29 protein-coding genes are annotated in these 25,070 nt (G+C 68.4%); 14 read left to right on the top strand and 15 right to left on the bottom strand.

From position 1 onward, the window contains the following. The first annotated feature begins 60 nt into the window (after nucleotides 1-60). Nucleotides 61-462: a nuclear transport factor 2 family protein gene (locus IBX18_RS26370; protein WP_135233015.1), complete on the top strand. Its 402-nt coding sequence runs from the start codon at nucleotides 61-63 to the stop codon at nucleotides 460-462. On the opposite strand, the gene rsgA is transcribed toward IBX18_RS26370, so the two are convergent. From rsgA to IBX18_RS26355, 3 genes are read right to left on the bottom strand one after another with little or no spacing between them, the layout of a single operon-like run. After that, complete coding sequence (gene rsgA / locus IBX18_RS26365; RefSeq protein WP_107660880.1) at nucleotides 459-1,475, bottom strand: ribosome small subunit-dependent GTPase A; 1,017 nt, start codon at nucleotides 1,473-1,475, stop codon at nucleotides 459-461. The genes IBX18_RS26370 and rsgA overlap by 4 nt on opposite strands. Beyond that, nucleotides 1,472-2,782 carry a 3-phosphoshikimate 1-carboxyvinyltransferase gene (gene aroA, locus IBX18_RS26360; RefSeq protein ID WP_194836502.1) on the bottom strand — a complete coding sequence of 437 codons (1,311 nt, stop codon included), beginning with the start codon at nucleotides 2,780-2,782 and terminating at the stop codon, nucleotides 1,472-1,474. Before aroA ends, rsgA begins: the two co-directional genes overlap by 4 nt. Nucleotides 2,783-2,810: 28 nt before the next feature. Next, nucleotides 2,811-4,319, bottom strand: coding sequence for an aldehyde dehydrogenase family protein (locus IBX18_RS26355; protein WP_194836202.1), 1,509 nt, complete (start codon nucleotides 4,317-4,319; stop codon nucleotides 2,811-2,813). A 209-nt stretch (nucleotides 4,320-4,528) separates the two neighbouring features. Between IBX18_RS26355 and IBX18_RS26350 the strand changes: the two genes are divergently transcribed. Next, nucleotides 4,529-5,314, top strand: a complete 786-nt coding sequence (locus tag IBX18_RS26350) for an SOS response-associated peptidase (RefSeq protein WP_194836201.1) — start codon at nucleotides 4,529-4,531, stop codon at nucleotides 5,312-5,314. A 23-nt stretch (nucleotides 5,315-5,337) separates the two neighbouring features. Here the strand turns inward: IBX18_RS26350 and IBX18_RS26345 are convergent, their stop codons facing one another. Next, entirely contained in the window at nucleotides 5,338-5,652 is a 315-nt protein-coding gene (locus IBX18_RS26345) for a hypothetical protein (RefSeq protein ID WP_194836200.1), read from the bottom strand. 72 nt (nucleotides 5,653-5,724) lie between these two features. Further along, nucleotides 5,725-6,219, bottom strand: coding sequence for a Cys-tRNA(Pro) deacylase (gene ybaK / locus IBX18_RS26340; RefSeq protein ID WP_194836199.1), 495 nt, complete (start codon nucleotides 6,217-6,219; stop codon nucleotides 5,725-5,727). Nucleotides 6,220-6,392: 173 nt separating this feature from the next. Here ybaK and IBX18_RS26335 point away from each other — a divergent pair, with 173 nt between their 5' ends. Beyond that, nucleotides 6,393-7,235 (top strand): sigma-70 family RNA polymerase sigma factor, encoded by an 843-nt coding sequence (locus IBX18_RS26335; RefSeq protein ID WP_373889237.1) that lies wholly within the window; start codon nucleotides 6,393-6,395, stop codon nucleotides 7,233-7,235. A gap of 73 nt (nucleotides 7,236-7,308) precedes the next feature. Further along, a complete protein-coding gene (gene rsrA, locus IBX18_RS26330) occupies nucleotides 7,309-7,605 on the top strand; it encodes a mycothiol system anti-sigma-R factor (protein ID WP_194836198.1) in 297 nt (98 codons plus the stop codon). Nucleotides 7,606-7,681: 76 nt separating this feature from the next. Here rsrA and IBX18_RS43490 read toward each other — a convergent pair whose 3' ends face one another. After that, on the bottom strand, nucleotides 7,682-7,756 hold the full coding sequence (locus IBX18_RS43490; protein WP_022597109.1) for a 50S ribosomal protein bL37: 75 nt from the start codon (nucleotides 7,754-7,756) through the stop codon (nucleotides 7,682-7,684). Between the two features lie 135 nt (nucleotides 7,757-7,891). Between IBX18_RS43490 and IBX18_RS26325 the strand changes: the two genes are divergently transcribed. Continuing rightward, nucleotides 7,892-8,107 carry a biotin/lipoyl-binding carrier protein gene (locus IBX18_RS26325; RefSeq protein WP_107658974.1) on the top strand — a complete coding sequence of 72 codons (216 nt, stop codon included), beginning with the start codon at nucleotides 7,892-7,894 and terminating at the stop codon, nucleotides 8,105-8,107. A 22-nt stretch (nucleotides 8,108-8,129) separates the two neighbouring features. Continuing rightward, a complete protein-coding gene (locus tag IBX18_RS26320) occupies nucleotides 8,130-9,644 on the top strand; it encodes a sensor histidine kinase (RefSeq protein WP_107658973.1) in 1,515 nt (504 codons plus the stop codon). A gap of 113 nt (nucleotides 9,645-9,757) precedes the next feature. Here the strand turns inward: IBX18_RS26320 and IBX18_RS26315 are convergent, their stop codons facing one another. Both IBX18_RS26315 and IBX18_RS26310 read right to left on the bottom strand, forming a co-directional pair. Further along, on the bottom strand, nucleotides 9,758-10,012 hold the full coding sequence (locus tag IBX18_RS26315; protein WP_011211115.1) for a WhiB family transcriptional regulator: 255 nt from the start codon (nucleotides 10,010-10,012) through the stop codon (nucleotides 9,758-9,760). Between the two features lie 252 nt (nucleotides 10,013-10,264). Beyond that, nucleotides 10,265-11,209, bottom strand: a complete 945-nt coding sequence (locus IBX18_RS26310) for a diacylglycerol kinase family protein (RefSeq protein WP_107658972.1) — start codon at nucleotides 11,207-11,209, stop codon at nucleotides 10,265-10,267. Nucleotides 11,210-11,305: 96 nt separating this feature from the next. Here IBX18_RS26310 and IBX18_RS26305 point away from each other — a divergent pair, with 96 nt between their 5' ends. Beyond that, nucleotides 11,306-11,740 (top strand): hypothetical protein, encoded by a 435-nt coding sequence (locus IBX18_RS26305; RefSeq protein ID WP_234391228.1) that lies wholly within the window; start codon nucleotides 11,306-11,308, stop codon nucleotides 11,738-11,740. Between the two features lie 13 nt (nucleotides 11,741-11,753). On the opposite strand, the gene IBX18_RS26300 is transcribed toward IBX18_RS26305, so the two are convergent. Genes IBX18_RS26300 through IBX18_RS26280 form a run of 5 tightly spaced genes read right to left on the bottom strand, consistent with a single transcriptional unit; the run spans nucleotide 11,754 to nucleotide 16,619 of the window. Beyond that, nucleotides 11,754-12,440, bottom strand: coding sequence for an endonuclease V (locus tag IBX18_RS26300; RefSeq protein WP_194836197.1), 687 nt, complete (start codon nucleotides 12,438-12,440; stop codon nucleotides 11,754-11,756). Nucleotides 12,441-12,451: 11 nt separating this feature from the next. Next, complete coding sequence (locus IBX18_RS26295) at nucleotides 12,452-12,937, bottom strand: GNAT family N-acetyltransferase (protein ID WP_194836196.1); 486 nt, start codon at nucleotides 12,935-12,937, stop codon at nucleotides 12,452-12,454. Next, nucleotides 12,934-13,545, bottom strand: a complete 612-nt coding sequence (locus IBX18_RS26290; RefSeq protein ID WP_194836195.1) for an acid phosphatase — start codon at nucleotides 13,543-13,545, stop codon at nucleotides 12,934-12,936. The genes IBX18_RS26295 and IBX18_RS26290 overlap by 4 nt, the downstream gene beginning before the upstream one ends. A gap of 56 nt (nucleotides 13,546-13,601) precedes the next feature. Beyond that, nucleotides 13,602-14,837: a PQQ-binding-like beta-propeller repeat protein gene (locus IBX18_RS26285; protein WP_194836194.1), complete on the bottom strand. Its 1,236-nt coding sequence runs from the start codon at nucleotides 14,835-14,837 to the stop codon at nucleotides 13,602-13,604. A gap of 27 nt (nucleotides 14,838-14,864) precedes the next feature. Then, nucleotides 14,865-16,619, bottom strand: coding sequence for a DEAD/DEAH box helicase (locus IBX18_RS26280; RefSeq protein ID WP_194836193.1), 1,755 nt, complete (start codon nucleotides 16,617-16,619; stop codon nucleotides 14,865-14,867). 368 nt (nucleotides 16,620-16,987) lie between these two features. On the opposite strand from IBX18_RS26280, the gene IBX18_RS26275 reads away from it, so the two are divergent. Genes IBX18_RS26275 through IBX18_RS26265 form a run of 3 tightly spaced genes read left to right on the top strand, consistent with a single transcriptional unit; the run spans nucleotide 16,988 to nucleotide 19,715 of the window. Continuing rightward, the gene (locus tag IBX18_RS26275) at nucleotides 16,988-17,845 is read left to right on the top strand and encodes a hypothetical protein (protein ID WP_194836192.1); all 858 of its coding nucleotides are present in this window, start codon (nucleotides 16,988-16,990) and stop codon (nucleotides 17,843-17,845) included. 54 nt (nucleotides 17,846-17,899) lie between these two features. Continuing rightward, on the top strand, nucleotides 17,900-18,967 hold the full coding sequence (locus IBX18_RS26270) for an alpha/beta fold hydrolase (protein ID WP_194836191.1): 1,068 nt from the start codon (nucleotides 17,900-17,902) through the stop codon (nucleotides 18,965-18,967). A gap of 58 nt (nucleotides 18,968-19,025) precedes the next feature. Continuing rightward, on the top strand, nucleotides 19,026-19,715 hold the full coding sequence (locus tag IBX18_RS26265) for a ferritin-like fold-containing protein (RefSeq protein WP_194836190.1): 690 nt from the start codon (nucleotides 19,026-19,028) through the stop codon (nucleotides 19,713-19,715). A 5-nt stretch (nucleotides 19,716-19,720) separates the two neighbouring features. Here IBX18_RS26265 and IBX18_RS26260 read toward each other — a convergent pair whose 3' ends face one another. Next, on the bottom strand, nucleotides 19,721-20,557 hold the full coding sequence (locus tag IBX18_RS26260) for a helix-turn-helix transcriptional regulator (protein ID WP_194836189.1): 837 nt from the start codon (nucleotides 20,555-20,557) through the stop codon (nucleotides 19,721-19,723). Between the two features lie 102 nt (nucleotides 20,558-20,659). On the opposite strand from IBX18_RS26260, the gene IBX18_RS26255 reads away from it, so the two are divergent. Both IBX18_RS26255 and IBX18_RS26250 read left to right on the top strand, forming a co-directional pair. Next, on the top strand, nucleotides 20,660-21,211 hold the full coding sequence (locus tag IBX18_RS26255; protein WP_194836188.1) for a YceI family protein: 552 nt from the start codon (nucleotides 20,660-20,662) through the stop codon (nucleotides 21,209-21,211). Nucleotides 21,212-21,354: 143 nt separating this feature from the next. After that, nucleotides 21,355-21,582, top strand: a complete 228-nt coding sequence (locus IBX18_RS26250; protein ID WP_107658961.1) for a DUF3107 domain-containing protein — start codon at nucleotides 21,355-21,357, stop codon at nucleotides 21,580-21,582. A 73-nt stretch (nucleotides 21,583-21,655) separates the two neighbouring features. Here IBX18_RS26250 and IBX18_RS26245 read toward each other — a convergent pair whose 3' ends face one another. Next, a complete protein-coding gene (locus IBX18_RS26245) occupies nucleotides 21,656-22,312 on the bottom strand; it encodes a TetR/AcrR family transcriptional regulator (protein ID WP_107658960.1) in 657 nt (218 codons plus the stop codon). A 309-nt stretch (nucleotides 22,313-22,621) separates the two neighbouring features. Here IBX18_RS26245 and IBX18_RS26240 point away from each other — a divergent pair, with 309 nt between their 5' ends. Together IBX18_RS26240 and moeZ are read left to right on the top strand one after the other, a co-directional pair. Continuing rightward, on the top strand, nucleotides 22,622-23,791 hold the full coding sequence (locus IBX18_RS26240) for a DUF3152 domain-containing protein (protein WP_373889232.1): 1,170 nt from the start codon (nucleotides 22,622-22,624) through the stop codon (nucleotides 23,789-23,791). Between the two features lie 86 nt (nucleotides 23,792-23,877). Further along, complete coding sequence (gene moeZ, locus IBX18_RS26235; protein ID WP_147129872.1) at nucleotides 23,878-25,062, top strand: adenylyltransferase/sulfurtransferase MoeZ; 1,185 nt, start codon at nucleotides 23,878-23,880, stop codon at nucleotides 25,060-25,062. Nucleotides 25,063-25,070: the final 8 nt, after the last annotated feature.

The following is a 25,070-nucleotide window of genomic DNA, read 5'->3' as shown; positions in this document are numbered from 1 at the left end:
GCGGCCCTCTTTGGGGCGGAATCCGCGTGGCGGGTGCTGAAGAGGCGTACTTTTTTCTGGGTGGACCGAAGCACAGTTGAGGCATGGGTCAGCGAATATGAACGGGCCTGGCGATCGCCGGGCACGGACAAGCTCGGCGACCTCTTCGCCCCCGAAGTCGGATACCAAGTCTCCCCGTGGGCCGAACCGCTCACCGGGCTACCAGCGCTGGCGAAATTCTGGGAAGCCGGGCGGGACGGGCCGGACGAGACGTTCTCGATGGAGCCCGAGGTCGTCGCCGTGGACGGACTGACCGCCGTCGTCCGGGCGGAGGTCGAATACCCCGGTCAACCGGCGCGCTGGCGCGACCTATGGGTGTTGCGCTTCGACGGGGAGGGCCGCTGCACCTGGTTCGAGGAGTGGCCGTTCGCTCCCGGCCAGCCGGACGGGCAGGACCGATCCAGCGAAGCGCTGCGCAGCTAGTCGATCGGCCGTGGTCCGCTGTTGTTCTGCCAGTGCTCGTTGGAGTTCAGCGCGGTGAGCAGCAGTCGGATGGCGGCCACCCGGCGCTCTTTGCCGGGCAGTTTGTCCAGCGCGCACTCCGGGTCGGCGGGCGGTCCGAGGTGGGTGCAGCCGCGGGGACAGTCCTCGATGGCGGCGGCGAGGTCGCTGAAGGCGGCGACCACGTCGTCGGGGGTGATGTGGGCCAGGCCGAACGAGCGGATACCCGGGGTGTCGATGACCCAGCCACCGTCGGGCAGCGGCAGCGCGACGGACTGGGTGGAGGTGTGTTTGCCCTTGCCGACGCCGGACACCTCGCCGACGGCCCGATACGCGTCCGGCACAAGGCGATTCACCAGCGTCGACTTGCCGACGCCGGAGTGGCCGATGAACGCGGTGAGCCGTCCGGTGAGCAGCTCGAGCACCGGCTCCAGCGGGTCGTCGACCCCGCCGTAGACGATGGTGAGGTCGAGATCCTCGAAGGCGGCGGCGAATTCGGACTCGGCGGCCAGATCGTGTTTGGTCAGGCACAGCACCGGGTGCAGCCCACCGGCGTACGCGGCGACCATGCAGCGTTCGACGAAGCCGGTGCGCGGCGGCGGGTCGGCCAGGGCGACCACCATGAACAGCTGTTCGGCATTGCCGACCACGATGCGCTCGAACGGATCGGTGTCATCGGCGGTGCGCCGCAACACCGTTCGGCGGTCGGTCACCCGCACGATGCGGGCCAGCGAGTCGGGCCGGCCGGACAGATCGCCGACCACGTCGACCTGATCGCCGACCACGATGGGCGTGCGCCCCAGTTCTCTGGCGCGCATGGCGACGATGTGCCGGTTCGGGTCGCCGCCGAGCACACAGCCCCAGCGGCCGCGATCCACCGCGACCACCATCGCGGATTCCGCATCATTGTGCTGCGGACGGGTTTTCGTGCGGGGACGCGAACTCTTGCCCGGGCGGACCCGGACGTCGGATTCGTCGTACTCGCGCTTCCTCAGTGCGCCGCCTCCTGATCGGAGCGCGTCGGATCGAGCATCCGCTCCCACAGCGCAACGAAATTCGGCAGCGTCTTGGCCGTGGTGCCGATGTCCTCGATCTCGATGCCGGGCACCCGCAGCCCGAGAATCGCTCCGGCGGTGGCCATTCGGTGGTCGGCGTAGGAATGCCAGCGGCCGCCGTGCAATTGGGCGGGCTCGATCTCGAGTCCGTCCTCGGTCTCGGTGACCTTGCCGCCGAGCCGGTTGATCTCGGTGGACAGTGCGGCGAGCCGGTCGGTCTCGTGGCCGCGCAGGTGCGCGATGCCGCGCAGATGCGACGGCGAATCGGCCAGTGCCGCAAGGGCTGCGACGGTCGGCGTCAGCTCGCCGACGTCGTGCAGGTCGATGTCGATGCCGGCCAGGCGGTCGGGGCCCTGCACGGTCAGCACACCGTCGAAGACCCGCGCCTCGGCGCCCATCCGCACCAGGATCTCGCGGATCACGTCGCCGGGCTGGGTGGTCAGCCGCGGCCAGTGCGGGATCTTCACCTCGCCGCCGGTGACGGCGGCGGCCGCCAGGAACGGGGTCGCGTTGGACAGATCCGGCTCGACGTCCCAGTCCACCGCGCGGATCGGACCGGGAGAAACCTCCCAGGTCTGCGCCTTGCGGCTGTGCTCGGGCGCCTGCACCTGGACATCGGCCCGGCGCAGCATCTCCACGGTCATCTCGATGTGTGGCATGGACGGCAGGGCCTTGCCGTCGTGGTGCACGATCAGGCCCTCGTCGAACCGCGCCGCCGACAGCAGCAGCCCGGACACGAACTGGGAGGACCCGGAGGCGTCGATGGTCACCGTGCCGCCGCGCAGCGCGCCCTTGCCGTGCACCCGGAACGGCAGCGCATCGCCGTCGATGTCGGCGCCGAGGCCGCGCAGCGCGTCCAGGATGGTGCTGAGCGGGCGCACCCTGGCCTGCGCGTCACCGTCGAAGGCCACCTCGCCCGCGGCGAGTGTGGCCACCGGCGGCAGGAAACGCATCACGGTGCCCGCGAGCCCGCAGTCGACGGCACCGGCGCGCAACGGGGCGGGGGTGACGGTGAGCGTGTCACCGTCACCCTCGATACTCGTGCCCAGTGCGCACAGAGCCGCGATCATCAGGTTGGTATCTCGGCTGCGCAGCGCGCCGGACAGCGTCGACGGCCCGTCGGCCAGGGCAGCCAAGATCAATGCCCGGTTCGTGATCGACTTCGATCCAGGCAGGGTCACGGTCGCGTGCACAGGGACATCGACATGGGGCGCTGGCCAGAAACTCACCTGTCCATCTTCGCCCATCATCCGGCCGGACACGCGGGCGGTGTACTTACTTGTGCCGACCGTGCAGGAACGGAACCAGCTTGCGCAGCAGCTTCATGGTGGACTGGGTGCGCGAGTAGCTGAGCAGCGCCATGCCGGGAATCGCGAAGCGCTGCACCGCGATCGAGTGCGGACGGGCGAATTCGCGCAGGCCGGGCTCGCCGTGGATGCGGCCGATGCCGGAATCGCCGACGCCGCCGAACGGCAGGCCGGGGATGGCGGCGAAGGCGAGCACCGAGTTCACCGAGGTGGCCCCGACGTGCAGCCTGCGCGCGATCTCCAGGCCGTTCTTCTTCGAGTACACCGCCGAGGACAGCCCGTACTTGGAGCTGTTGGCCAGCTCGACCGCCTCGTCCACGCCGTCCACGGTGCGGATGGTGACCGTCGGGCCGAAGGTTTCCTCCTGCACCGCTTCGGAGTTCTCGTCCACGTCGACCAGCACCACCGGCTCGATGAACGGCGCCTTGACCGATTCCGGGCCGCCGAGCACGGCGGTGCCGCCGTTCTTCAGCGCGGACTCGATGTGGCGGCGCACGATATCGACCTGGCTCGGCATGGTCATCGGGCCGTAGGAGGCGTCGGCGCCCGAACCGGGGCCGACCTTCTCCAGGATCCGCTTCACCTCGGCGACGAACTCGTCGCGCACCGACCGGTCGACGTACACCCGCTCCACGCCCGCGCAGGTCTGGCCGCTGTTGGCGGTGGCGCCCCAGGCCACCGCGTCGGCGGCGGCCTTCACGTCCGCGTCACCCGCGACGATCACCGCGTCCTTGCCGCCGCATTCGAGCAGCACCGGGGTGAGATTATCGGCGGCGGCGGCCATGATCCGCTTGCCGGTCGCGGTGGAGCCGGTGAACGCGAGCTTGTCGACGCCCGACTTCACCAGGGCCGCGCCGGTGGCGCCGTAACCGTTGATCGTGCTGAACACGCCCTCGGGCAGATCGGGGTTGGCCTTGGCGAACGCCTCGGCCAGGAAATTGCCGATGCCGGTGGAGTACTCGCTCGGCTTGAACACCACGGTGTTGCCCGCGGCGAGCGCGTAACCGATCGAGCCGTTAGGGGTGTAGACCGGGTAGTTCCACGGGCCGATCACGCCGACCACGCCGAGCGGGCGCTGCTCGACCCTGGCGGCGAAGTTCGCCATGAACGCGCCGGGGGAGACCTTCTTGGGCGACAGCACCTTCTTGGCGTTCTTGGCCGCCCAGGCGATGTGCTCGAGCGCGAGCATGAGCTCCAGGAAGGCGTCGTCGAGCGGCTTGCCGTTCTCGGCGTGGATCAGCCGGCAGAACTCGTCGGAATCCGCGACCAGCCGGCTCGACCAGCGCAGCAGATGCGTCTTGCGCTCGTCGTAGCTCAACGCGCCCCAGGTGGCGGCGGCCGTGCGGGCCTTCGCGACGGCCGCGCGCACCGCGTCCTCGTCCGCGATCGGGTAGGTGCCGATGACCTCGCCCGTCGCCGGGTTGACCGACGTGAGCGCCGTATCGTTGTCGGCCGGTTTGATGTCGGTGGAAGTCACGGTGAGTCTCTCCTCTTGCCGGTGATTGCTCGGGACGACGTCGATCCCGGTTGCTCCTGGCGGTGGCCGGTCGGGGCGCGCATGCGTCAGCGGACGGGCACAGCGACCACCCATCCTCTGAGAGAATGTTAGGTCAAAACTCTCAACTGGTCACCAGCTATGGATCAATTGTCCATGAGAGTGTCGGTGGGAGGTGGAAGTATCGAGATATGTGCGGACGATATGCGACCACGACAGACCCCGGCCGGCTCGCGGTCGAGCTGGATGCGATCGACGAAACCGAAAGCACGCCGGGCTCGGGCAATTTCACCAATTACAACGTCGCGCCGACCACCCAGATCCTCACCGTGGTGGAGCGGCACGAGCACGGCCACAAAGACGATGAGCCCAAGCTGCGGCTGCGGCGGATGCGCTGGGGCCTGATCCCGGTGTGGACCAAGGTCGCCGAACCGGGAGTGCCGGTGAAGGGCAAACCGCTGTTCAATGCCCGCGCCGACAAGGCGGCGACCACGCCTTCGTTCCGGGACGCGGTGAAGTACCGGCGCTGCCTGGTGCCGATGGACGGCTGGTACGAGTGGGTGGTCGAGCCGGACCCGGCGGCCAAGGGCAAGGTGGCCAAGAAGCCCTTCTTCATGGCCCAGGAGGACGGCTCCCGGCTGTATATGGCCGGGCTGTGGTCGGTGTGGCGGGACCGGTCGCTGCCCGACAGTGAGCCGCTGCTGTCCTGCACCATCTTGACCACCGACGCGATCGGCGATCTGACCCGCATCCACGACCGGATGCCGCTGCCGATGCCGAGGGAGCACTGGGACGCTTGGCTCGACCCGGACCACCCCGCGCCGTCGAGCCTGCTGGAGACGCCCGGCGAAGACGTGATCGCGGGCATCGTGGCGCGACCGGTGCCGTCGCTGGTGAACAGCGTGAAGAACAATGGCCCCGAACTGCTCGCGCAGGCGAGCGAGCAGGAAGAAGCCGGGCAGATCAGCATGCTCTGACCGCCCGGCCTCCGATCAGCGGGTCAGATCGAGCACTTCACGCTGGGGCTGGCGATATTCAGGCCGCACTTGACGATGCCGGTGACCAGGTCGATCACCTTGCTGGTCACCGTGCCGCCGAGCTTCTCGGCCTTGCCCGCCTTCTCGTCCGCCTTGGGGGCGTTCGGCGTGCTCGGGGCGTCGTCTTTGCCGAGGCCGTCGAAGGGGAAGTCGATCTGGGCCGCCGTCGGCGGCGCCGCGGTGGCCGTCGGGGCTTGCAGCGCCACCGCGCCGAGGGTCAGGGCGAGAGTTCCGAGCAGGGCGACGATCACGGTGCGTACACGCTGGTGCGCGGGCATTTCGCATCACATCCTCGAGTCGGACGAATCTGGCCCGTCCATTGACGCACAGATTGTGTCGAATCGAGTGGATTACCCGGTCCTCACTGTGGCGGTCACCGCCGAGGTCAGCCGGACCAGGTCGGCCGGCGCCAGCTCGATCTCCAGCCCGCGCCGCCCGGCGCTGCACAGGATGCGATCCCAGGACAGCGCGGACTCGTCCACCACGGTCGGCAACGGCTTGCGCTGGCCGAGCGGGGAGATGCCGCCGAGCACATATCCGGTGCTGCGTTCGGCCTTCACCTTGTCGGCCATGGCCGCCTTCGACACCCCGAACGCGGCCGCAGCGGCCTTGAGCGACAACGTATTCGGCACCGGAAGCACGGCCACCGCGAGCGAGCCGTTGGCCAGTTCGAGCACCAGTGTCTTGAAGACCTGCGCCGCCGTCACCCCGAGTTCGCCGGCCAGCGCGTCCACCGCTTCGGTGCCGTATGAGTCGGCGCGCGGGTCGTGCTGGTAGGCGTGCACCCGATGGGCAACCTTGGCCTGCGTCAGGGTCCGGATCGCCGGGGTCGAGGCTCCTGCCATGGCGGACACCTTAGCGAGCAGACCCGCCCGGACCGCAATGGATTTTGCGGTGCTGGAGTTTCGCTGCGGGAACACAGGGCGTGTCCCGCATGTTGGAAGCGAATACACAGCGCCCGGCCGGGACGAAACCCCCGGCCTCGCGACTGATCAGCCCCGTGAACGACGTGAAGGAGATGTCGGTGCCCCTGCTGCTCGACGAACGTCCGAGAGGGACGACGGCGTCGCTGACGGAAGCCGGATTCCCCTTCGAATTGCCAGTGCCGGTAGATTTGGCAGGTACGGCGATCGAAGGGACAGGTGTGACGAGCGACCATGTGGCGCGAGCGACGGGCCCGGAGGAGGCAGCGCAGCGTAACCACGGAGGGACCCGCGAGGGCCGCGAATCGGACACTGACGTGGTGACCGACGGTGTCGGTGCCGCGGTCGACGAAACCGAGCTGGCCCAGCGGTTCGAGCGCGACGCGCTCCCGCTGCTCGACCAGCTCTACGGTGCCGCGCTGCGGATGACCAGGAATCCGGCCGATGCCGAAGACCTGGTGCAGGAGACCTACGTCAAGGCGTTCCAGGGTTTCAAGTCCTTCAAGGAAGGCACCAATCTGCGTGCCTGGCTGTACCGGATCCTGACCAACACCTACATCAACTCCTACCGCAAGAAGCAGCGCCAGCCCGCGCAGTACCCGACCGACGAGATCACCGACTGGCAGCTCGCGGCTACCGCCGAGCACACCTCGCAGGGGCTGCGCTCGGCCGAGGTCGAGGCCCTGGACGCGCTGCCCGACGACGACATCAAGGCCGCGCTGCAGGAGCTGCCGGAGGAATTCCGGATGGCCGTGTACTACGCCGATGTCGAAGGCTTCCCGTACAAGGAAATCGCCGACATCATGGGCACCCCCATCGGTACCGTGATGTCCCGGCTGCACCGCGGCCGCAAGCAGCTCAAGGGTTTGCTCGCCGATGTGGCGCGCGAACGTGGATTCAACCGTTCGGGGGAACGCCAGGAGGTCAAGCAGTCATGAGAGAGCGCAGCGAACGAATCGCAGGCGCAGCGCCATCGGGCATGACGGAATCGAGCGTCAGCGAGATGGAGTCATGACCGAGCGGGACCCGGATATGGATCTCGACTGCACCGCTGTGCTCACAGATATCTGGCTGATGCTGGACGGGGAGTGCAACGACGAGACCCGTGCCCGGTTGCAGCACCACATGGACCATTGCTCACCCTGCATCGAGGCCTACGGCATCGAGGAGAAGATCAAGGGTCTGCTGAGCCGTAAATGCGGTGGCGACCGCGCACCGGACGCCCTGCGCGATCGACTGACCTTCGAGATCCGCAAGACTGTCACGATCACCCAGGTCGAAACCACGATCGAGACCTCCGACTCCTAGGTCCTACGCAAACACCAGCGGCACGCCTTCCTTACGGAAGTGCGTGCCGCTCTGCGTTTTTCGGCCGAGCTCTCGCTCAGGCGTTTGGCCGCTTGCCGTGGTTGGCTGCGTTGCCCTTGCGACTACGCTTCTTACGTCCGCGCTTACCCATGAGTAGTCTCCCTTCTGATTGAAGGCCATTCTTTCACGTGTGGTTGGCTATACCTTCAGCGGATACAGGCCGCACGGCTCGGCTGCTCGAACCTGCCGGGCGAGCCGCGTGAACCAACCGAGTGAATGGGGTGTCATGGCCGAGGAAGTGCTCGCCGAGCTGGTGTCCGTCGTCTACCAGGTCGTGGTGAACGAGGGGGACGTGGTCAAGGAGGGCGACACCCTGGTGATCCTCGAGTCGATGAAGATGGAGATCCCGGTGCTGGCCGAGGTCGGCGGCACCGTCACCTCGATCGGCGTCAAAGAGGGCGACGCCATCAAAGCCGGTCACCTAATCGCCGTCATCTCCTAGAAAACGTTAGCGGTAGATCTTCATGGCGACGCTGAGCGAGCTATTAGCCGAACACACCGACTTACCCGGCGTCGCCGTGGATCACCTGCAGCGGGTGGTGGGTGATTGGCAGCTGCTTGCCGATCTGTCCTTCGCCGATCTGCAGCTGTGGGTCGGTGCGGGACCGATCGCGGCGGGCGCCGACATCGTGTGTGTCGCGCAGTGCCGCCCGACCACGGCGTCCACCGTGCACCACGAGGACCTGGTCGGCACCCTGGCCCTGCAGGCCGATCATCCGCAGGTGTTCGAGGCGTTGATGTCGGGCAAGATCGTCCGCGCCGATCGTGACGTGGAGACCGCGGGCGTTTATCACCCGACTCCGGTGCACGCGATCCGCGAGGCCATCCCGGTCCGCTGCGGCGACGATGTCATCGCGGTGCTCAGCCGCGACACCGACGTGCAGCGCTCGCGGGTGCGCAGCACCCTCGAAATCGCTTATGTCGCTTGCGCCGACGACCTGTGCCAGATGATCGCCGACGGCACCTTCCCGACCACCGAGGACCGCGCGGCCACGCACTCCAGCCCGCGCGCCGGTGACGGTTTCATCCGGCTCGACACCGAGGGCATCGTCGTCTACGCCAGCCCGAACGCCCTGTCCGCCTATCACCGGATGGGCCTGCAGGCCGATCTCGCAGGCCAGGATCTGGCGGTGCTCACCCGTTCGCTGATCACCGATCCGTTCGACGCCCAGGAGGTGGTCGGCGACATCCAGGCCGCCCTGGCCGGCCGCACCGGCCGCCGGATGGAGGTGGAGGCGCGCGGCGCGACCGTGCTGCTGCGCACCCTGGTGCTGCGCCCGCACGGCGAATTGGCTGGTGCCGCGGTGCTGGTGCGCGATGTCACCGAGGTCAAACGCCGCGATCGCGCGCTGCTCAGCAAGGACGCCACCATCCGGGAGATCCACCACCGGGTGAAGAACAATCTGCAGACCGTCGCCGCGCTGCTGCGGTTACAGGCGCGGCGTACCGAGAACGAGGAGGCGCAGGTCGCGCTCACCGAGTCGGTGCGCAGGGTCACCTCGATCGCGTCGGTGCACGAGATGCTGTCCATGTCGGTGGACGAAGAGGTCGACCTGGACGAGGTCGTCGACCGGCTGTTACCGATCATGGCCGACGTGGCCACCGTGCACACCGCGCGGATCAAGGTGCGCCGCGCGGGTTCGCTCGGCGTCTTCTCCGCCGAACGCGCGACCCCGCTGGTGATGGTGCTCACCGAACTGGTGCAGAACGCGATCGAGCACGCCTTCGATTCGGGCGAAGACGGCACGGTGACAATCCGTTCCGAGCGTTCCGCGCGCTGGCTCGACGTGATCATCAGCGACGACGGCCGCGGGCTGCCCAGCGGATTCAGCCTGGAATCCTCGGACCGGCTCGGCCTGCAAATCGTGCGCACCCTGGTGACCGCCGAACTCGGCGGCTCCATCGGCCTGCACCCCGGCGCGGATATCGGAACCGATGCGGTACTTCGTGTTCCGCTGGGCCGTCGCTCCGGTCGCTAGTAGCCGTTTCGTTATATGCGTTGGGACACAAGAGAGCCCGGCACCTCGAAGGTGCCGGGCTTAAATGCGTTCACCGGACCGGGGCTGAATGGTCCGGTAAATCCGATCGTCTGCTAGACGACGGTGCGGGTGCGCGTGCGTGCGTTGCGACGCTTGAGCGCCCGGCGCTCGTCTTCACTCATACCGCCCCACACGCCGGCATCCTGTCCGGACTTCAGGGCCCAGGACAGGCAGTCAGCGGTTACGGGACAGCGAGCGCAGACCAGCTTGGCATCGGCAATCTGCGCGAGCGCAGGACCACTGTTACCCACCGGGAAAAACAGTTCGGGGTCCTCGTCGCGACAGATGGCCTTGTGGCGCCAGTCCATTCCTCTGCTCCTTTGCTGGGCGCCGCAAATGGCGCCGACGGTTTGTGGATCGTTCACTTGTGCGACTCGAATGTTTCCGCACGGTTGCTTGTGAATGCTTTCACGAACACCGTAGATGTCAATAGGTATCTGGTGCACCGTGGGGAAGCTCACGCTCTAACGGCCCCCGCTAGGGGAACCTGCCCGGTCCTTTGTACTCGCTCTACCCAGTTTTCGCAGCACTACCACGATGTTTTTCGTGCGTTTCGTGCATCACTCAGGTCGCGGCGCCACGACATCCAAGACGGCGGGCACGGCCGTGAAATCCACCACGTTGCGCTTCCCGATAAAGTCGCCATCGATTTGCAGACCGATGGGTTCCTTCGTCTCGATACGCACGGACGGAACGTTGTCTTCGCGAAACAAATTGCGAGACTTGGGGTTTCCGTCGACTGCCAAGAGCTGTCTGGCAAGCAGCAGTGTAGGCAGTACAGACATCGAACGCACGGCAAACACGCCGAGTCCGTCTTCGAACCTGGTGCCCGGGTTGGTGTGCACCGGGGTGGTGTTCAGGTAGGTCCACGGGGTTGTGTTCGTTACGAAGGCGTAATGCACGTCGGTGACCGGTTCGTGGCCAGGGACCTCGATCCGGACGGTCGGCTCCTTGCGCCGGGCCCGGAAGAACTGCCGCACGGTTGTCCGGAGGTAGCGGGCCGGGGTGGCCGTCTTGCCGTCGGCGCGACTGGCGTCGATCGCCTCGCAGACATCGGCGTCCAGGCCGACGCCCGCGCTGAAGGTGAACCACCGGTCGTCGGCCAGGCCGAGCCCGATCCTGCGGTCCCGATCCAGCGTCAGCAGATCGATGAGCTGGTTGGTTGCTGTCACCGGGTCCGGCGAGATTCCGAGCGCCCGCGCGAACACGTTCGCCGAGCCGCCGGGGATCACCCCGAGCCGCGGCAGCCAGGCCTGCCCGTCGTTGAGTTCGGGCAGCGGCAGGAAGCCGTTGATGGTCTCGTTGACCGTCCCGTCGCCGCCGTGCACGACGATCAGGTCCATCTCGTTGGTGGCGGCCCACTGGGCCAATTCGGCGGCATGGCCGCGATGCTGGGTGTGCGCGACGGTCAGCTGCGTGCGGCTCTCCAGCGCGTGCGCCAGCAGATCCCGAGTCGCCGGAGTGGTCGAGGTGGCATTCGGATTCACGATCAGCAGCGTCCGCACGACCCGCAGCCTAATCGTCGGCGGATCCGGTCCGAAAAGCCGCTGAACCGGAGCGGTCGGGAGGACGGCCACTACGACGGGTCGTAGGCTTGCCGGGTGGCTGAACGCAAGGGTGACGGTGGCGTGCCGAGGACGGTGCGCGGCGCGGGTGGACTGGTGACGCTGGAGGGGGCGGTCGCCGTGATCGTCGCGCTGGTGTTGATCGTGCGCGGGCTGCTCGGCCACGACCAGACCGCGGCCAGCGGGTACGGCACCGCCGCCTGGTTCGGCATCCTCGGTGGCGCGGTGCTCGCCGCTGGCATCGGTCTGCTGCTCGGCAAGCGCTGGGGGCGGGCGATCGCCGTGATCGCCCAGTTGCTGCTGCTGCCGGTCACCTGGTCGCTGCTGACCGATTCACACCAGCCGGTGTGGGGCACGCTGCTCGGCGTGGTCGTCGTGGCCGCGCTGGTGCTGCTGTTCGCCCCGGCCTCTACGCGGTGGATGGCCGCCGATTACGCCATCGAGCCGGAGAAATCTGATCCGTCGAGCTGACTGTCGCGCGGGTCTATGCGCTGAGTGCGGCGCGTAGCTCGGCGCGGCACAGCGAGTCGGCGCGCCTGGTGGTTTCGGGGAGCCGGTAGCGCGGCGTGAGGGCCAGCACTTGGGCGCACGCGGTGTCCAGATCGATGCGGTGGCCGACGGAGACGAAGACGGGTTTCACGTCCGTCCTGGTGCGCAGGGCGCGGCCGACGATCTCGCCGTCGATGGTGATGTCCGTGCGGGCACCGCGCTCGGGACCCGGTTCGCGGTAGTCGCCCCAGACGGACTTGGCGACGCCGATCGTCGGGATGCCGGTGAGCACACCGAGGTGGCAGGCCAGGCCGAAACGGCGGGGATGCGCCAAACCCTGTGCGTCACAGACGAGTAGGTCCGGTGCGGCGTCGAGTTGCGCCAATGCCCGCATGGTCGTGGGTAATTCGCGGAACGCGAGCAAGCCGGGGTGGTAGGGGAAGTTCGAAGTGCCGTGTGCGACAGCCGTTTCGATGGTTTCCAAGGTGGTCGCGCGCAACACCACCACGGCCGCGGCTACCTCGCCGGTCTCGGCGTAGGCGGAGTCGAGTCCGGCGATGGTGCCGAATTCCCCGGCCTGCCTGGTGGTTTCGACCTTCGGCCGCAACTCGTCCTGCACCGCTATGGCCGCGTCCGGGGTGCTCGGCCAGGCGTCCTCGTCGAAATGTTCGAGCCACGTCATCGTCGGTGCACTTACCGCGCTTCCTTGGCGAGCTTGCCCAGTGGCTCACCCGTGAGGCGGTAGCCCACCCACTCGTTCTGCACTGCGGCGCCGAGGGATTCGTAGAAATCGATGGAGGGTGTGTTCCACGTCAGCACGGCCCAGTCGAGCCTGCTGTAGCCGTTGTCCACGGCCTCCTTTGCCAGCGCGGCGAGCAGGGCCTTGCCGTAACCCTTGCCGCGCGTCTCCGGCTTGACGTAGAGGTCTTCCAGATAGATGCCGTGCACGCCGTTCCAGGTGGAGAAGTTGAGGAACCAGATCGCGCAGCCGACCAGCTCGCCGTCTTCGTCCACCACATGGGCGAAAACCTTCGGCTCGGCGCCGAACAGCGCGGTGTCGAGTTGGGCTGCGGTGACGGTGCACTGGTCGCTGGCCCGTTCGTACTCGGCCAGTTCATGGACGAGGCCGACCAGGCCGGGCACGTCGGCGGGGACGGCGCGGCGCAGTTCTACAGTCACAGTGTTTCTCCCTCAGCGGTGGGAACCAGGTTGTGCGCCAAGATGGTTCGCACGTCGTGTTCGTGGCCGAGCACGGTCAGCGCGCCGGTGGACATGGCGAACCGGCGACCCTCCCTGATGTCGAACTCGGCCCAGCGGGCGATCAACGCCCGGGAGAAGTGTCCGTGCCCCACGAGCACGATATCCCGCTCGGGTAGCCGGGGCGCCACGGTGGCGAGCACCCGATCGGCGCGGGCCTGCACCGCGTCTGCGGACTCGCCGCCCGGCACCGCGCCGGTCCAAATGGTCCAGCCGGGCGCGCTCTCCCGGATCTCCGGGGTGGTCAGGCCCTCGTAGTCGCCGTAGTCCCATTCGGCGAGGTCGTCGTCGACCGTGCTCGTGGTCAGTCCGGCGAGCTCCGCGGTCTGCCGCGCGCGTTGGCGTGGGCTGGTGAAGACCAGCGGATCGCGCAGCTTCAAGGCGCTCAGCAGCGGGCCTGCCGCCCGGGCCTGCGCCTCGCCGCGCTCGGTGAGCGGCAGGTCGGTGCGGCCGGTGTGGCGGTGCAGGGTGGACCAGGTGGTCTCGCCGTGGCGCAGCAGCACCAGCCGGGCATCGTCGAGTACGGACATGGATCCATCATGGTTCACCGGTGCGCCGCCCGGTCGTCCGGCCGGTCTACCGCCGGTCAGCCGAGGGCGTAGAGCTCGGTGCCGCGCTGCTCGAGGATCGTCGTGCCGAGCACCGCGAGCGAGATGGGCGCGCCGCTGTAGCCGGGCCGGTCCACCGGAATGCGGCCCACCTCGGCGCCGGACGCGGGATCGAGCGCGGCGATCGCACCCGAGGTCGGCATCAGCAGCCTGCCTGCCATCATGCTGGGCGAGCCGAGCGCGCCGGCCGCGGTCCAGATCGGGTCGAAAGTGCTGCCGTTCAAGGCGATTACGCTGTTGCCGGTGAAAACCAGGTAGGCCGAACCGATTCGGGTGGTCGCGGTCTTGTCGCTCAGCGGGGCCGAAAGCTGGTGCACCACAATGGGATTACCAGATGCGTCGTAAACGGCGAGCCGGGGCGCGGCCGCCTCCGCCCCGCCGGCCGCCGGGGTGCCGGGCAGGTAAAGCACGATCCTGTTGTCCGACACCGCGAGTACCCGCGCGTCGGGGGAGTCCGCGCCGGGGCCGGACAAGACGTGCGAGCCGGACTCCTCGGGCACCGTGTTGTCCTTCGGCGCGGGATTCAGCATGGTCAGCCGGTTGGCGGCGTCCTCGGGACAGCGTTCCAGCACACCGAGCCGCGACGGACTCGAGCCGGCGGACAGCAGCGTGCAGCCTTTGCGCGGTTGGGTTTTCACGTTCACCGGCGCATCGACGAAGCCGTACTCGATGGTGCGCACCAGGTCCGAGCGCCACATCTCCAGCCGCTCCGGCCCCTGGGCGAGCACATAGGTGCCGTCGACGGAGAGCCGCACGGACGGATCCATGTAGCTGCTGCGCGCGGTGCGCCTGGCACCACTGTCGCCGGTCAGCAGCGTGGCCTGACTACAGCCGCGCTCGTCCAGATACACCGCGACCACGGTGCTGAACTGGCTCTCGATCCCGCAGAGCGGCATGTCGCGCCGGTAGTACCACAGGTCCTTGCCGGTCAGCGGGTCGTGACCGGTGACCGTGCCGTCGTCGCCGGTGACGACGACGCCACCAGCGGTCAGTGCCCGGGCGCTCGCGGCGTTGGGCGCGTGCCACAGTTCACGCAGCGAGGTCGGGAGTTGGTCGGCGGCCACCGGGGTCGGCACGGGCGAGCTCGCGGTCACCGACTCGGTGCCGCTCGCATCGCCGCGCACCCACACCGCCACCGCCGCGATCACCACGAGTGCGGCGATCGCGGCAGCGGAGATGACGTCGGCGCGCGTTCGCCGCTCGGGTGCGAGCACGGTTGCGAGAGTAGCGGATCCGGCCGGTCAGACCGAAGCCGTGGCGGGCTCTACCGTGCTGGCGCTGTCTTCGGTGCCGTTCTCGCCGGCCGGCTTACGACGCCGACGCCTGCGCCGCGCGGGCTGGTCACCGGACTCCGCGTCACCGTTCTCGTGGTCGGCCGAGGCGTCGGCGGTAGCGGTTTCGCCACCGTTGTCGGCCTCGCCCGCGGGCTTGCGGCGACGGCGCCGACGACGGGCGGGCTGGTCGCCGTTCTCGTCGGTGGGCGCGTCCTCGCTCGGCGGTGCGTCGTGCGGTGCGGAGACCTCGGTGCCGTTGGTGGCGGTGCCGTTCGACTCGGTCTCATCGATCGGCCTGCCACGCACGGTGCGCTTGCGGTTGCGCGTGCGCGGGGCCCGCGCCGGGCGCTCCACCACGACCGCGTCCTCGTCCCGCTCGGCCGGCTTGGCCTTGCGGATGGTGCCGGTCACGCCCTCGGGAATGCCGAGTTCGGCGAACAGGTGCGGCGAGCGCGAGTATGTCTCCACCGGCTCCGCCATACCCAGGCTGAGCGCCTTGTCGATGCCGGCCCAGCGGCCCAGTTCGTCCCAGTCGATCAGCGTCACCGCGATACCGGTGCGCCCGGCCCGGCCGGTGCGCCCGATCCGGTGCACGTAGGTCTTCTCGTCCTCGGGGCACTGGTAGTTGATGACGTGGGTGATGTCATCGATGTCGATGCCTCGGGCCGCGACGTCGGTCGCGACGAGCACGTCGATGCCGCCCTTGCGGAACTTGTTGAGCGCCTTCTCGCGGGCGATCTGACCGAGGTCACCGTGCACGGCGCCGACCGAGAAACCGCGCTCGGCGAGATCGTCGGCGACCTTCTGCGCGGTGCGCTTGGTCCTGGTGAAGATCATGGTCGCGCCGCGGCCCTCGGCCTGCAGGATCTTGGCGACCAGCTCGCTCTTGTCCAGCGCGTGCGCCCGGTAGACGAACTGCGCGGTGCGGTCGTGGATGGCCGTCTCGTGCGCTTCCTCGGCCCGGATGTGCGTCGGACGGCTGAGGAAGGTGCGGGCCAGGGTGATGATCGGGCCCGGCATGGTGGCCGAGAACAGCATGGTCTGGCGCTTGTCCGGGACCATGGTCAGGATGCGCTCGATATCCGGCAGGAAGCCGAGGTCGAGCATCTCGTCGGCCTCGTCCAGCACGAGCACGCCGACCTTGCCCAGGATCAGGTGGTTCTGGTTCGCCAGGTCCAGCAGGCGTCCCGGGGTGCCGACGACGACGTCCACGCCGTTGCGCAGCGCCGCGATCTGTGACTCGTAGGGACGGCCACCGTAGATGGAGGCCACCTTCAAGGAGCCGTGGTGGTTCTTCAGGTACTTGCCCGCGTTCTCCAGGTCGGAGGTGACCTGGATGCACAGCTCGCGGGTCGGCACGATGATCAGCGCCCGCGGCGTGCCGTCGAGCGGCGTGGTGCCGGTGTCGGCGGTGGCGATGCGGTGCAGCAGCGGCACACCGAAGCCGAAGGTCTTACCCATGCCGGTGCGGGCCTGGCCGATGAGATCTTCGCCGGCCAGCGCCAGCGGCAGGGTGAGTTCCTGAATAGCGAAAGTACGTTCGATGCCGATCTCGTCGAGCGCGCGCACGATTTCGTCGCGAACGCCCAATTCGGCAAATGTCGGTGCGGTATGTGTTGCGTCCAGTTCGGCGGTCAACAGCGTCTCCGCTACCCCGGGTTCCTGTTCGACAGTGATCTTGCTCAGGTTCGTGCCTTCCTCGTAATCGCGTCCCGCGCGCACGAGGTGGGGCGGACCGGTCGGCCCGCGACGACCACGTCTCCGCCTGTGATACTCACCCGGCCACGCTCTGGAGATCTTCGGGTGCCGCGACTGGGCGGCTACCTCGGGAGATCCCGGCGCGGCGCACTGGTGATGCGGAGCTGGTGCGCGCACATTTTCCTGGACGACGAAATCGCTGCTCGTTATGCCGATCGGATCGGTACCGCTGGGCGGTGCACGCACAGATCAGGCAAGTCGGTCGAGCGAAACTTTTCATTGTCCGGTGCGATTGTAGCGTGATATTGTGCGTGGCTCGAATTGCCACCGTCGATTATTCGGAATCCGAACTCGGCTATCGTCCGATGGTTCATCGACGTACGCTGCGCCACATGGCAATTCATCCCGCGCGGCAAATCTGGAAGACTCTCGAGCCACTACATGACGTGGTCTATTTCGGGACCGGCGTCAAGGAGGCCGGAGTCGCGATCGGACTGCGCGGTTACTGGCAAACGTACTTCGCATTTCGGGCGGCGCCGCTCGGTGCGGTGACGCCCGCCACAGTCGAGGCGATCTTCGCCGGTTTTCATCCGGAAATGGTGCGCAAAGCGCTGCCCGGTGCCTGGTCTCGGGCAACCCCCGAGCAGTGCCTCGAGGTCAGGCTCGACCTGTCCACCGCGCTGTTGCGTGAGCTCGGCGCCGGTGAGGCGGAGTGTGCCCGCGCCGTCTCGCTGCTCGCTCCTGCGCAGGAGCAGGCCGACCCGACGGGCCGGCCACTGTTCGCGGCGAACGCGGCACTGCCGCTGCCCGCGGACCCGGTGGGCGCGCTCTGGCAGCTGACCACCTCGCTGCGCGAGCATCGCGGCGACGGGCACGTGGCCGCGCTGGCCACGCACGGCCTGACCGGGCGGCAGGCGATGGTCATGCAGGCGGCGGCGGGCAAGGCGGCCGAATCGGTGCTGCGCGGGGCGCGTGGGGTGTCCGAACGGGAGTGGGCGGACGCGTTCGACGAATTGCGGGCCAGGGGAGTGGTCGAGGGGGAGCCGGTCAGCCCGGCGCTGACCGGTAGCGGCGCCGAACTGCTGGGGCGGGTCGAGCAGAGCACCGACGACGCGGCCTGGAACGGCGCGCTCGCGGTGCTGTCCGCCGACGCGGTGACCGAACTGACGACCTCGCTCGCGCCGCTGGCCGACCGAGTGCACGCGGCCATCGTGCCTGCGGCGAATCCGCTCGCCATGGGCAAGCGGTAACCGCAAACCAGACTTGCCTGTTACCGCCGGTACCGGATGTGAGACATTCTCCAGGTGAATATCGCGGACACCGTCACGACCGCCGCCCGCAACGCCTGGGCGCTGACCTTCGGTTCGGGCGTAGAGGCACCGGATCCCACGCCGTCGACGGTGCTCTGGGACGAGCCGCATCGGCAGCTGCGTCGCTTCGAGCGCCGCCCCGGTGCCACCGAAACCGCCGTGCCCGCAACGGATTCCGCGGTCCTGCTGGTGCCGCCGCTGGCCGCGCCCGCGACCTGCTTCGACCTGCGCCCCGACCAGAGCCTGGCCGGCTTCCTGCTGGCGACCGGCCGCGCACCGTATGTGATCGACTATGGCGACATCACCTTCGGCGACCGGCGGATGGGCTTCGAGGACTGGATCGACGAGATCCTGCCCGAGGCGGTGCTGCGCACCTCCGCCGATCGCGACGGCAAGCCGGTCGATCTGGTGGGCTGGTCGCTCGGCGGCACGCTGGCGCTGCTCACCGCCGCCGCGCACGCCGAGCTGCCGATCCGCTCCATCACCGCGGTCGGCGCACCGCTGGACTACGACAAACTGACCGGCATCCCGCAGCTGCGCGCGGTCGCCAAGTTGACCGGCGGGATCGCCACCTCGACGCTCGTGCGCGCCGCCGGTGGCGTGCCCGCGCCGCTGACCAGGATCGGCTACAAGATCACCGCCTGGGACCGCGAGCTGACCAGGCCGTGGTTCGTCGCCAGCAATATCGCGCGCACCGAGACGCTGGCGCGGATGGAGACCATCGACCGCTTCATGGCCGAGATGCCCGGCTACCCCGGTCGCTTCTACGGCCAGCTGTGGGGCAGGTTGATCCTGAACAACGACATCGGCCGCGGCGTCGTTCAACTCGGTGAGCGGCGCATCGAGCTGGCCCAGGTGAGTGCCCCCGTCCTGCTGGTCGGCGGTCCCACCGACGTGATCACCCCGGCCGCCGCCGTCGAAGCGGGCACCCGGACGCTCACCGGCGCGGCCTCGGTCAGGTTCGAAACCTCTCCGGGCAGCCACCTCGGCATCCTCACCGGACCGGAAGCCCGCGACTCGACATGGGCATATTTGGACAAGTTCCTCACCGAGGCCGCGTGAAAATGGACAACTTTCGCGCTCCGGCGGCGGGACCATCGGGGAGTACTAGGCTGGGGTCATGGGAGCACAGTCACCTGCCACGCTGGGTGTTTCGCCGACCGATGCCGACCTCGCCGACCACCCGGGCGTCATAGATCTGTTCGCGGTGCTCGCCTACGGTGAGATCTCCGCGTTCTATCGGCTGGCCGAGGAAGCCAAGCTGTCGCCGACGCTGCGCGGCAAGGTAGCCGTGGCCAAGATGGCCTCCGCCGAGATGGGCCACTTCAACGCGCTCGAGGCGGCGTTGGCCGAGCGCGGGGTCGACATCTTCGACGCGATGGCGCCGTTCGTCCGCGCGCTGGACGCCTACCACGCCTCCACCGACCCCTCCACCTGGCTCGAGTCGATGGTGAAGTTCTACGTCGGCGACGGCATCGCCGCGGACTTCTACAACGAGATCGCCGGTGCGCTGCCGCCCGAGGTCGCCGAGGTGGTCCGCGACGTGCTCGCCGAGACCAGCCACTCCGAATTCGTCGTCGAGGAGGTGCGGCGCGCGGTCGAGGCCAGCCGCTCCGAACGCGACCGGCTCACCCTGTGGGGCAGGCGCCTGCTCGGCGAGGCGATCACGCAGGCGCAGTACGTCATGGCGCAGCGCGACGAGCTGACCGAACTCGTGCTCGGCGCCGCGGGCGACCTCAACGGCATCGCCTCGCTGTTCGAGCGCATGCAGGCCAGCCACGCCGAACGCATGGCGAAGCTGGGAATCTGACAGGCCTACTCGTTGACGGCCGCGGGCCGGACCAGTCGCAGGCCGGGTGTCTGCATCTGGGCCTGATCGGTGAGCCACACGATGATGCTCTGATCGCGATCGGCGTCGAGCGTTTCGAACGGGACCTGCACCAGGCCGTGCACCGGATGGTCGATCTGCAGCAGGCCCGAGATGGGCGCCCCGACATGGTGCGGCTTCCAGCGGGCCGCGAACTCCGGGTGGCGGCGCAGCGCGTCGATCGTCTCCACCAGCGAATCGTCGCCGGGCCAGCGCAATTTGGCGCGTGAGAGTGCCGCGGCGAAGGTATCCGCCACCTCGGACCAGTTCCGCAGCACCTGGCGCGCGGCCGGTTGCACGAACGTGTACCAGGCCAGGTTCGGCTGTCCGTCGCCGTCGAGCAGGCCCAGCGGTGCGGCGAAGTCCGCCCACGCCGCGTTCCAGCCGAGCACATTCAGCCTGCGGCCGACCACGAACGCGGGGGTCGGCTGCAACGCGCGCAGGATCGACTGGATCGTCTCGGCCACCTTCTCCTGCGCGGATTCGCTACCGGGGCAGTGGGATTCGTTACCGGAGGCGAGCGCGAGCAGGCTGAAGTGATGGCGTTCGTCGCCACGCAGCAGCAGTGCGTCGGCGAGCGCGTCGATCACCGCGACCGAAGGATTGGTGTCGCGGCCCTGCTCGAGTCGCGCCAGATAGTCGGCACTGACGCCCGCGCGCACGGCCACCTCTTCGCGGCGTAACCCGGGTGTGCGCCGCCGCCTGCCCTCGGGCATGCCGACGTCGGCCGGGCGTAGCTCAGCGCGTCGCGCGACGAGGAATTCGGCGAATCCGCTGCGTGCCATGGGTCCCATCGTGCCGTGTCCTAGGAGGCTTAACCTCGCCCTACGGGGGCCATGATAACTGCGGTCTGGTTAACGGACCGTGGTCCGGCAAAGGTGGTTGGCATGACAACTTCTTCCGAGTCCACCACGACCACCCAGTCGCTGAAGCCCGGCTCCTGGACCCTGGACACCGCGCACTCGTCGGTGGCCTTCACCATCCGCCACCTCGGCATCTCCAAGGTGCGCGGCGGATTCACCCGCTTCGAGACCGAATTCGTGGTCGACGAGTCCGGCGCCGCCACCCTCGGCGCGACGATCTACCTCGACTCGTTCGACACCGGCAACGCCGACCGCGACGCGCACATCCGCACCGCCGACTTCCTCGATGCCGCGAACCGCCCGACGCTGACCTTCCGCGCCACCGAGCCGGTGCAGATCGCGGAGAGCTTCGAGGTGCAGGGCGCGGCCACGCTCGGCGCGATCACCAAGCCGGTCACCCTGGACGTCGAGTGGGGTGGCGTGCAGGAGTTCGGCGCGACCGGCAACCGGCACGCGGGCTTCTCCGCCACCGGCACCATCAAGCGCACCGATTTCGGCGTCGGCGGCCCGCTGCCCGGCATGCTCAGCGACAAGGTCAACATCGAGCTGGAGATCCAGCTCATCGAACCGAAGTAACACCGCCGCACCGAACTGGCCCGCACAACGGTGTGCGGGCCGTTGCTGTTCGCTGAGGGCGCAGGCAGCCGTCTGCCTGCACGGCGTTGCCCTGCACTAGCCTTGGATCGACAGCACAGGACTCTTACGTTCGGAGGTTGGCCGTGGAGGTCAAGATCGGTATTTCGGATAGCCCGCGCGAGCTCTTGATCAACAGCTCGCAGACCCCGGACGAGGTCGAGGCGCTGGTGGCCGGTGCGCTGAACGGCAGCGGCGGCGTCGTGTCGCTGACCGACGACAAGGGTCGCAAGTTCCTGATCCAGGCTTCGAAGGTCGCCTACGTCGAGATCGGCACCGTCACCAGCGGTCGCGTCGGCTTCGCCACCGTCTAGTTTTCTCGGCCTCGGGCCGACAGCAACGAGCCCCTGCAACCTCGGGATGCAGGGGCTCGCGTCGTTCGTGTGCTCAGTCGATCGGGTGCAGCGGGACGTGCGACAGACCGCCCCAGGCCAGCGAGACGGTGGTGTCCACGGCCTCTTCCTTCGGGATCGGCCGATCCGCCTCCAGCCAGTAGCGCGCGGTGAATTGGCTCGCGCCGACCAGGCCGACCGCGAGGATGCGCGCCCGGTACGGGTCCAGGCCGGAGTCGTGCGCCACCACGTCGAACACCGCGTCCACGCAGGCCTCGGTGGCCTGCTCGACCCGGCGCTGCACCTGCGGCTCGCTGGTCAGGTCGGATTCGAAGACCAGCCGGAAGCCCTGCATCTCGTTGTCGACGAAATCGAAGTAGGCCTGCACCGCGGCCCGCACCCGCTGTCGGTTGTCGGTGGTCGACCGCAGCGCCTGCCGGACGCTGGACACCAGCATGTCGACATAGTTCTGCAGCACCGCCAGATACAGCTCCAGCTTGCTGGTGAAGTGTTGGTACAGCACCGGCTTGCTCACACCGGCGCACTGCGAGATCTCGTCCATCCCCGCGGCGTGGTAGCCGCGCTGCACGAAGACTTCGCTGGCGGCCGCGAGTAGTTGTTGACGTCGCTCATCGCGCGGAAGCCGGGTGCCGCGTTTGGCGGGCTCGGACGACGATCTACGGGACGCCATCCGGTCCACGAGGTCAGTCATTTCGGCTCTCCCAGTTGATTCCCCGGCAAGGGGTAAGCACCGGGTATCCCAAGAACGATACTCGGTTGTCGCCCGCCCGCAGACCGGGCCCGGAGAACTGAGGGAACCCGGTGAGAAATGTCGCACCGCCCGGCGGTTGTGGCGTGCCCGACGGCGGCGCTGGCCCGCTGTGAGAACCTGGTGTCCGTGACTTTCCGCGCCGACCGACCCGGGGAGCGGCACGCAGACCCCCCGGTCACGTCCGGCGGCGGACGCGATCCGCGCCGCCGTGCTGGCCCCGGCGCTCCCGGTTCCGTAGGGTCGGAACCCGTGGCAAGGTCAGGCCCAGAAGCACGACCGGGCGCAGCCGCCCGCACCGGCGCTGCGCCACCGCTCGATGCCGAAGCAGGCTCCGGCCGCAGGCCGGACCGCAACGGTCGCCCCAACGGTGCCGATCCGCTTACCCGGCAGCCCGATTCGACCGCCACCCGCCGCGACCGCGACGGCGTCGAGATCTACGACCCGCTCGGGCTCTACGCTCAGCCGGACCGCTCCCATCAACCGCTGCGCGCCAGCTGGGATCCCACCGCCCCCACCGAGGGGCGAACCAGGGAACGCCCCGACCGCAGCATCAAAAAGCAAAGCGCGCTGGGCAGATTCGTCTCCACCTACGGCTGGCGGGCCTACGCCTTACCGGTGTTGTTCGCCGTCACGATGCTGGTGGTGGTCGACGCGGTGCGCGGCTCCGACCCGGCGACCACGGTGAGCGGCGTGCCCGGCCTCGGCCACCTGAGCCCGCGCGCCGCGAGCGACGGCATCATCGGCGGACCGGCCGGCGACGGCCAGTTCCCTACCGACCTGCCGACCGGCGCGCTGCCGCAGGGCGGCAACTTCGCCGAAACCGGCACCGGCACTTGGCATGTGGTGCCCGGCGCGTCCGCCCAGGTCGGCACCGGCACCGACTCGGTCTTCCGCTACACCGTGGAGATCGAGGACGGTATCGACACCACGGGTTTCGGCGGCGACGAGTCGGTGGCGAAGCTGATCGAGTCCACCCTCGCCAACCCGAAGAGCTGGACGCACGACCAAAAGTTCGCGTTCCGCCGGGTCGACCAGGGCGACACCGAGTTCCGCATCTCGCTCACCTCCCGCGAATCCACCCGCAAGGCCTGCGGATACGAGATCCCGATCGACTCGTCCTGCTACAACGCCGAGCTCGGCCGGGTGGTGCTCTCCGAGGTCCGCTGGGTGCGCGGCGCGCTCGCCTTCGAGGGCGACATCGGCTCCTACCGGCAGTACCTGATCAACCACGAGGTCGGTCACGCCATCGGCTACCACCAGCACCAGCCGTGCGAGACCGACGGTGGCCTGGCTCCGGTGATGATGCAGCAGACCTTCGGCACCAAGAACAACGACATCGCGACCCTCGAGCCCGACGGCGTCGTCCCGATGGACGGCAAGCGCTGCCGCTTCAACCCCTGGCCGTACCCCCGCGGCTGACATGCGCGACGATGGGTCGGGAAGAACGGTCTGGTCGCGGGTGTTGCACAACGAGATCGACCCATTCGATTCGAGGAGTCCTGGACGTGTCATCACCTAAGTCCCTGCCGCCGCTGGTCGAGCCGGCCGCGGAGCTGACCAAGGACGAGGTCGCCCGCTACAGCCGCCACCTGATCATTCCGGACCTGGGCGTCGACGGGCAGAAACGGCTGAAGAACGCCAAGGTCCTGGTGATCGGCGCGGGCGGGCTCGGCTCCCCGGCGCTGCTGTACCTGGCCGCCGCCGGCGTCGGCACGCTCGGCATCGTCGAGTTCGACGAGGTGGACGCCTCGAACCTGCAGCGCCAGATCATCCACGGCGAGTCCGACATCGGCCGCCCGAAAGCCGACAGCGCGCGCGACTCGATCCTCGAGATCAACTCCGGCATCGACGTCCGGCTGCACAAGATCCGGCTGGAGCCGGAGAACGCCGTCGAGCTGTTCGCCGACTACGACCTGATCGTGGACGGCACCGACAACTTCGCCACCCGTTACCTCGTCAACGACGCGGCGGTGCTGGCGGGCAAGCCCTACGTGTGGGGCTCCATCTACCGCTTCGAGGGCCAGGTCTCGGTTTTCTGGGAGGACGCCCCCGACGGTCGCGGCATCAACTACCGCGACCTCTACCCGGAGGCCCCGCCGCCGGGCATGGTGCCCTCCTGCGCCGAGGGCGGCGTGCTCGGGGTGCTGTGCGCGTCCATCGGTTCGGTGATGGTGACCGAGGCGATCAAGCTGATCACCGGCATCGGTGAACCGCTGCTCGGCCGCCTGATGGTGTACGACGCACTGGACATGAACTACCGGACCATCAAGCTGCGCCGCGACCCGGAGCGTCAGCCGATCACCGAACTGATCGACTACGAGGCGTTCTGCGGGGTGGTGTCCGAGGAGGGCCAGGCCGCCGCGGCCGACTCGACGGTCACCGCGCGTGAGCTGAAGGATCTGCTCGACGCGGGCAAGGAGATCGAGCTGATCGACGTGCGCGAGCCGGTCGAGTGGGACATCGTGCACATCGATGGCGCGCGGCTCATCCCGAAGGACCGCATCCTGTCCGGCGAGGCGCTGTCCGAGCTGCCGCAGAACCGCCCGATCGTGTTGCACTGCAAGACCGGTGTGCGTTCGGCGGAGGCCTTGGCCGCGCTCAAGCGCGCGGGTTTCGCCGACGCCACCCACCTGCAAGGCGGGGTCATCGCCTGGGCGCGGCAGATCGATCCGTCGCTGCCCGTCTACTGATCCGCTGG

It is taken from the genome of Nocardia sp. XZ_19_369 (assembly GCF_015355715.1).
Classification (GTDB): Bacteria; Actinomycetota; Actinomycetes; order Mycobacteriales; family Mycobacteriaceae; genus Nocardia.
This window is presented reverse-complemented; position numbering and strand designations above follow the sequence as displayed.

What these genes read in the sequence shown, in the direction of transcription:
- IBX18_RS26275 (WP_194836192.1), top strand. Translation starts at nt 16,988, where the DNA reads ATGGCAATTCATCCCGCGCGGCAAATCTGGAAGACTCTCGAGCCACTA.
- IBX18_RS26350 (WP_194836201.1), top strand. Translation starts at nt 4,529, where the DNA reads ATGTGCGGACGATATGCGACCACGACAGACCCCGGCCGGCTCGCGGTC.
- rsrA (WP_194836198.1), top strand. Translation starts at nt 7,309, where the DNA reads ATGACCGAGCGGGACCCGGATATGGATCTCGACTGCACCGCTGTGCTC.
- IBX18_RS26290 (WP_194836195.1), bottom strand. Translation starts at nt 13,545, where the DNA reads ATGTCCGTACTCGACGATGCCCGGCTGGTGCTGCTGCGCCACGGCGAG.
- IBX18_RS26255 (WP_194836188.1), top strand. Translation starts at nt 20,660, where the DNA reads ATGACAACTTCTTCCGAGTCCACCACGACCACCCAGTCGCTGAAGCCC.
- aroA (WP_194836502.1), bottom strand. Translation starts at nt 2,782, where the DNA reads ATGGGCGAAGATGGACAGGTGAGTTTCTGGCCAGCGCCCCATGTCGAT.
- IBX18_RS26315 (WP_011211115.1), bottom strand. Translation starts at nt 10,012, where the DNA reads ATGGACTGGCGCCACAAGGCCATCTGTCGCGACGAGGACCCCGAACTG.
- IBX18_RS26320 (WP_107658973.1), top strand. Translation starts at nt 8,130, where the DNA reads ATGGCGACGCTGAGCGAGCTATTAGCCGAACACACCGACTTACCCGGC.
- IBX18_RS26335 (WP_373889237.1), top strand. Translation starts at nt 6,393, where the DNA reads ATGTCGGTGCCCCTGCTGCTCGACGAACGTCCGAGAGGGACGACGGCG.
- ybaK (WP_194836199.1), bottom strand. Translation starts at nt 6,219, where the DNA reads ATGGCAGGAGCCTCGACCCCGGCGATCCGGACCCTGACGCAGGCCAAG.
- IBX18_RS26245 (WP_107658960.1), bottom strand. Translation starts at nt 22,312, where the DNA reads ATGACTGACCTCGTGGACCGGATGGCGTCCCGTAGATCGTCGTCCGAG.
- IBX18_RS26300 (WP_194836197.1), bottom strand. Translation starts at nt 12,440, where the DNA reads ATGACGTGGCTCGAACATTTCGACGAGGACGCCTGGCCGAGCACCCCG.
- IBX18_RS26260 (WP_194836189.1), bottom strand. Translation starts at nt 20,557, where the DNA reads ATGGCACGCAGCGGATTCGCCGAATTCCTCGTCGCGCGACGCGCTGAG.
- IBX18_RS26325 (WP_107658974.1), top strand. Translation starts at nt 7,892, where the DNA reads ATGGCCGAGGAAGTGCTCGCCGAGCTGGTGTCCGTCGTCTACCAGGTC.
- IBX18_RS26345 (WP_194836200.1), bottom strand. Translation starts at nt 5,652, where the DNA reads ATGCCCGCGCACCAGCGTGTACGCACCGTGATCGTCGCCCTGCTCGGA.
- IBX18_RS26265 (WP_194836190.1), top strand. Translation starts at nt 19,026, where the DNA reads ATGGGAGCACAGTCACCTGCCACGCTGGGTGTTTCGCCGACCGATGCC.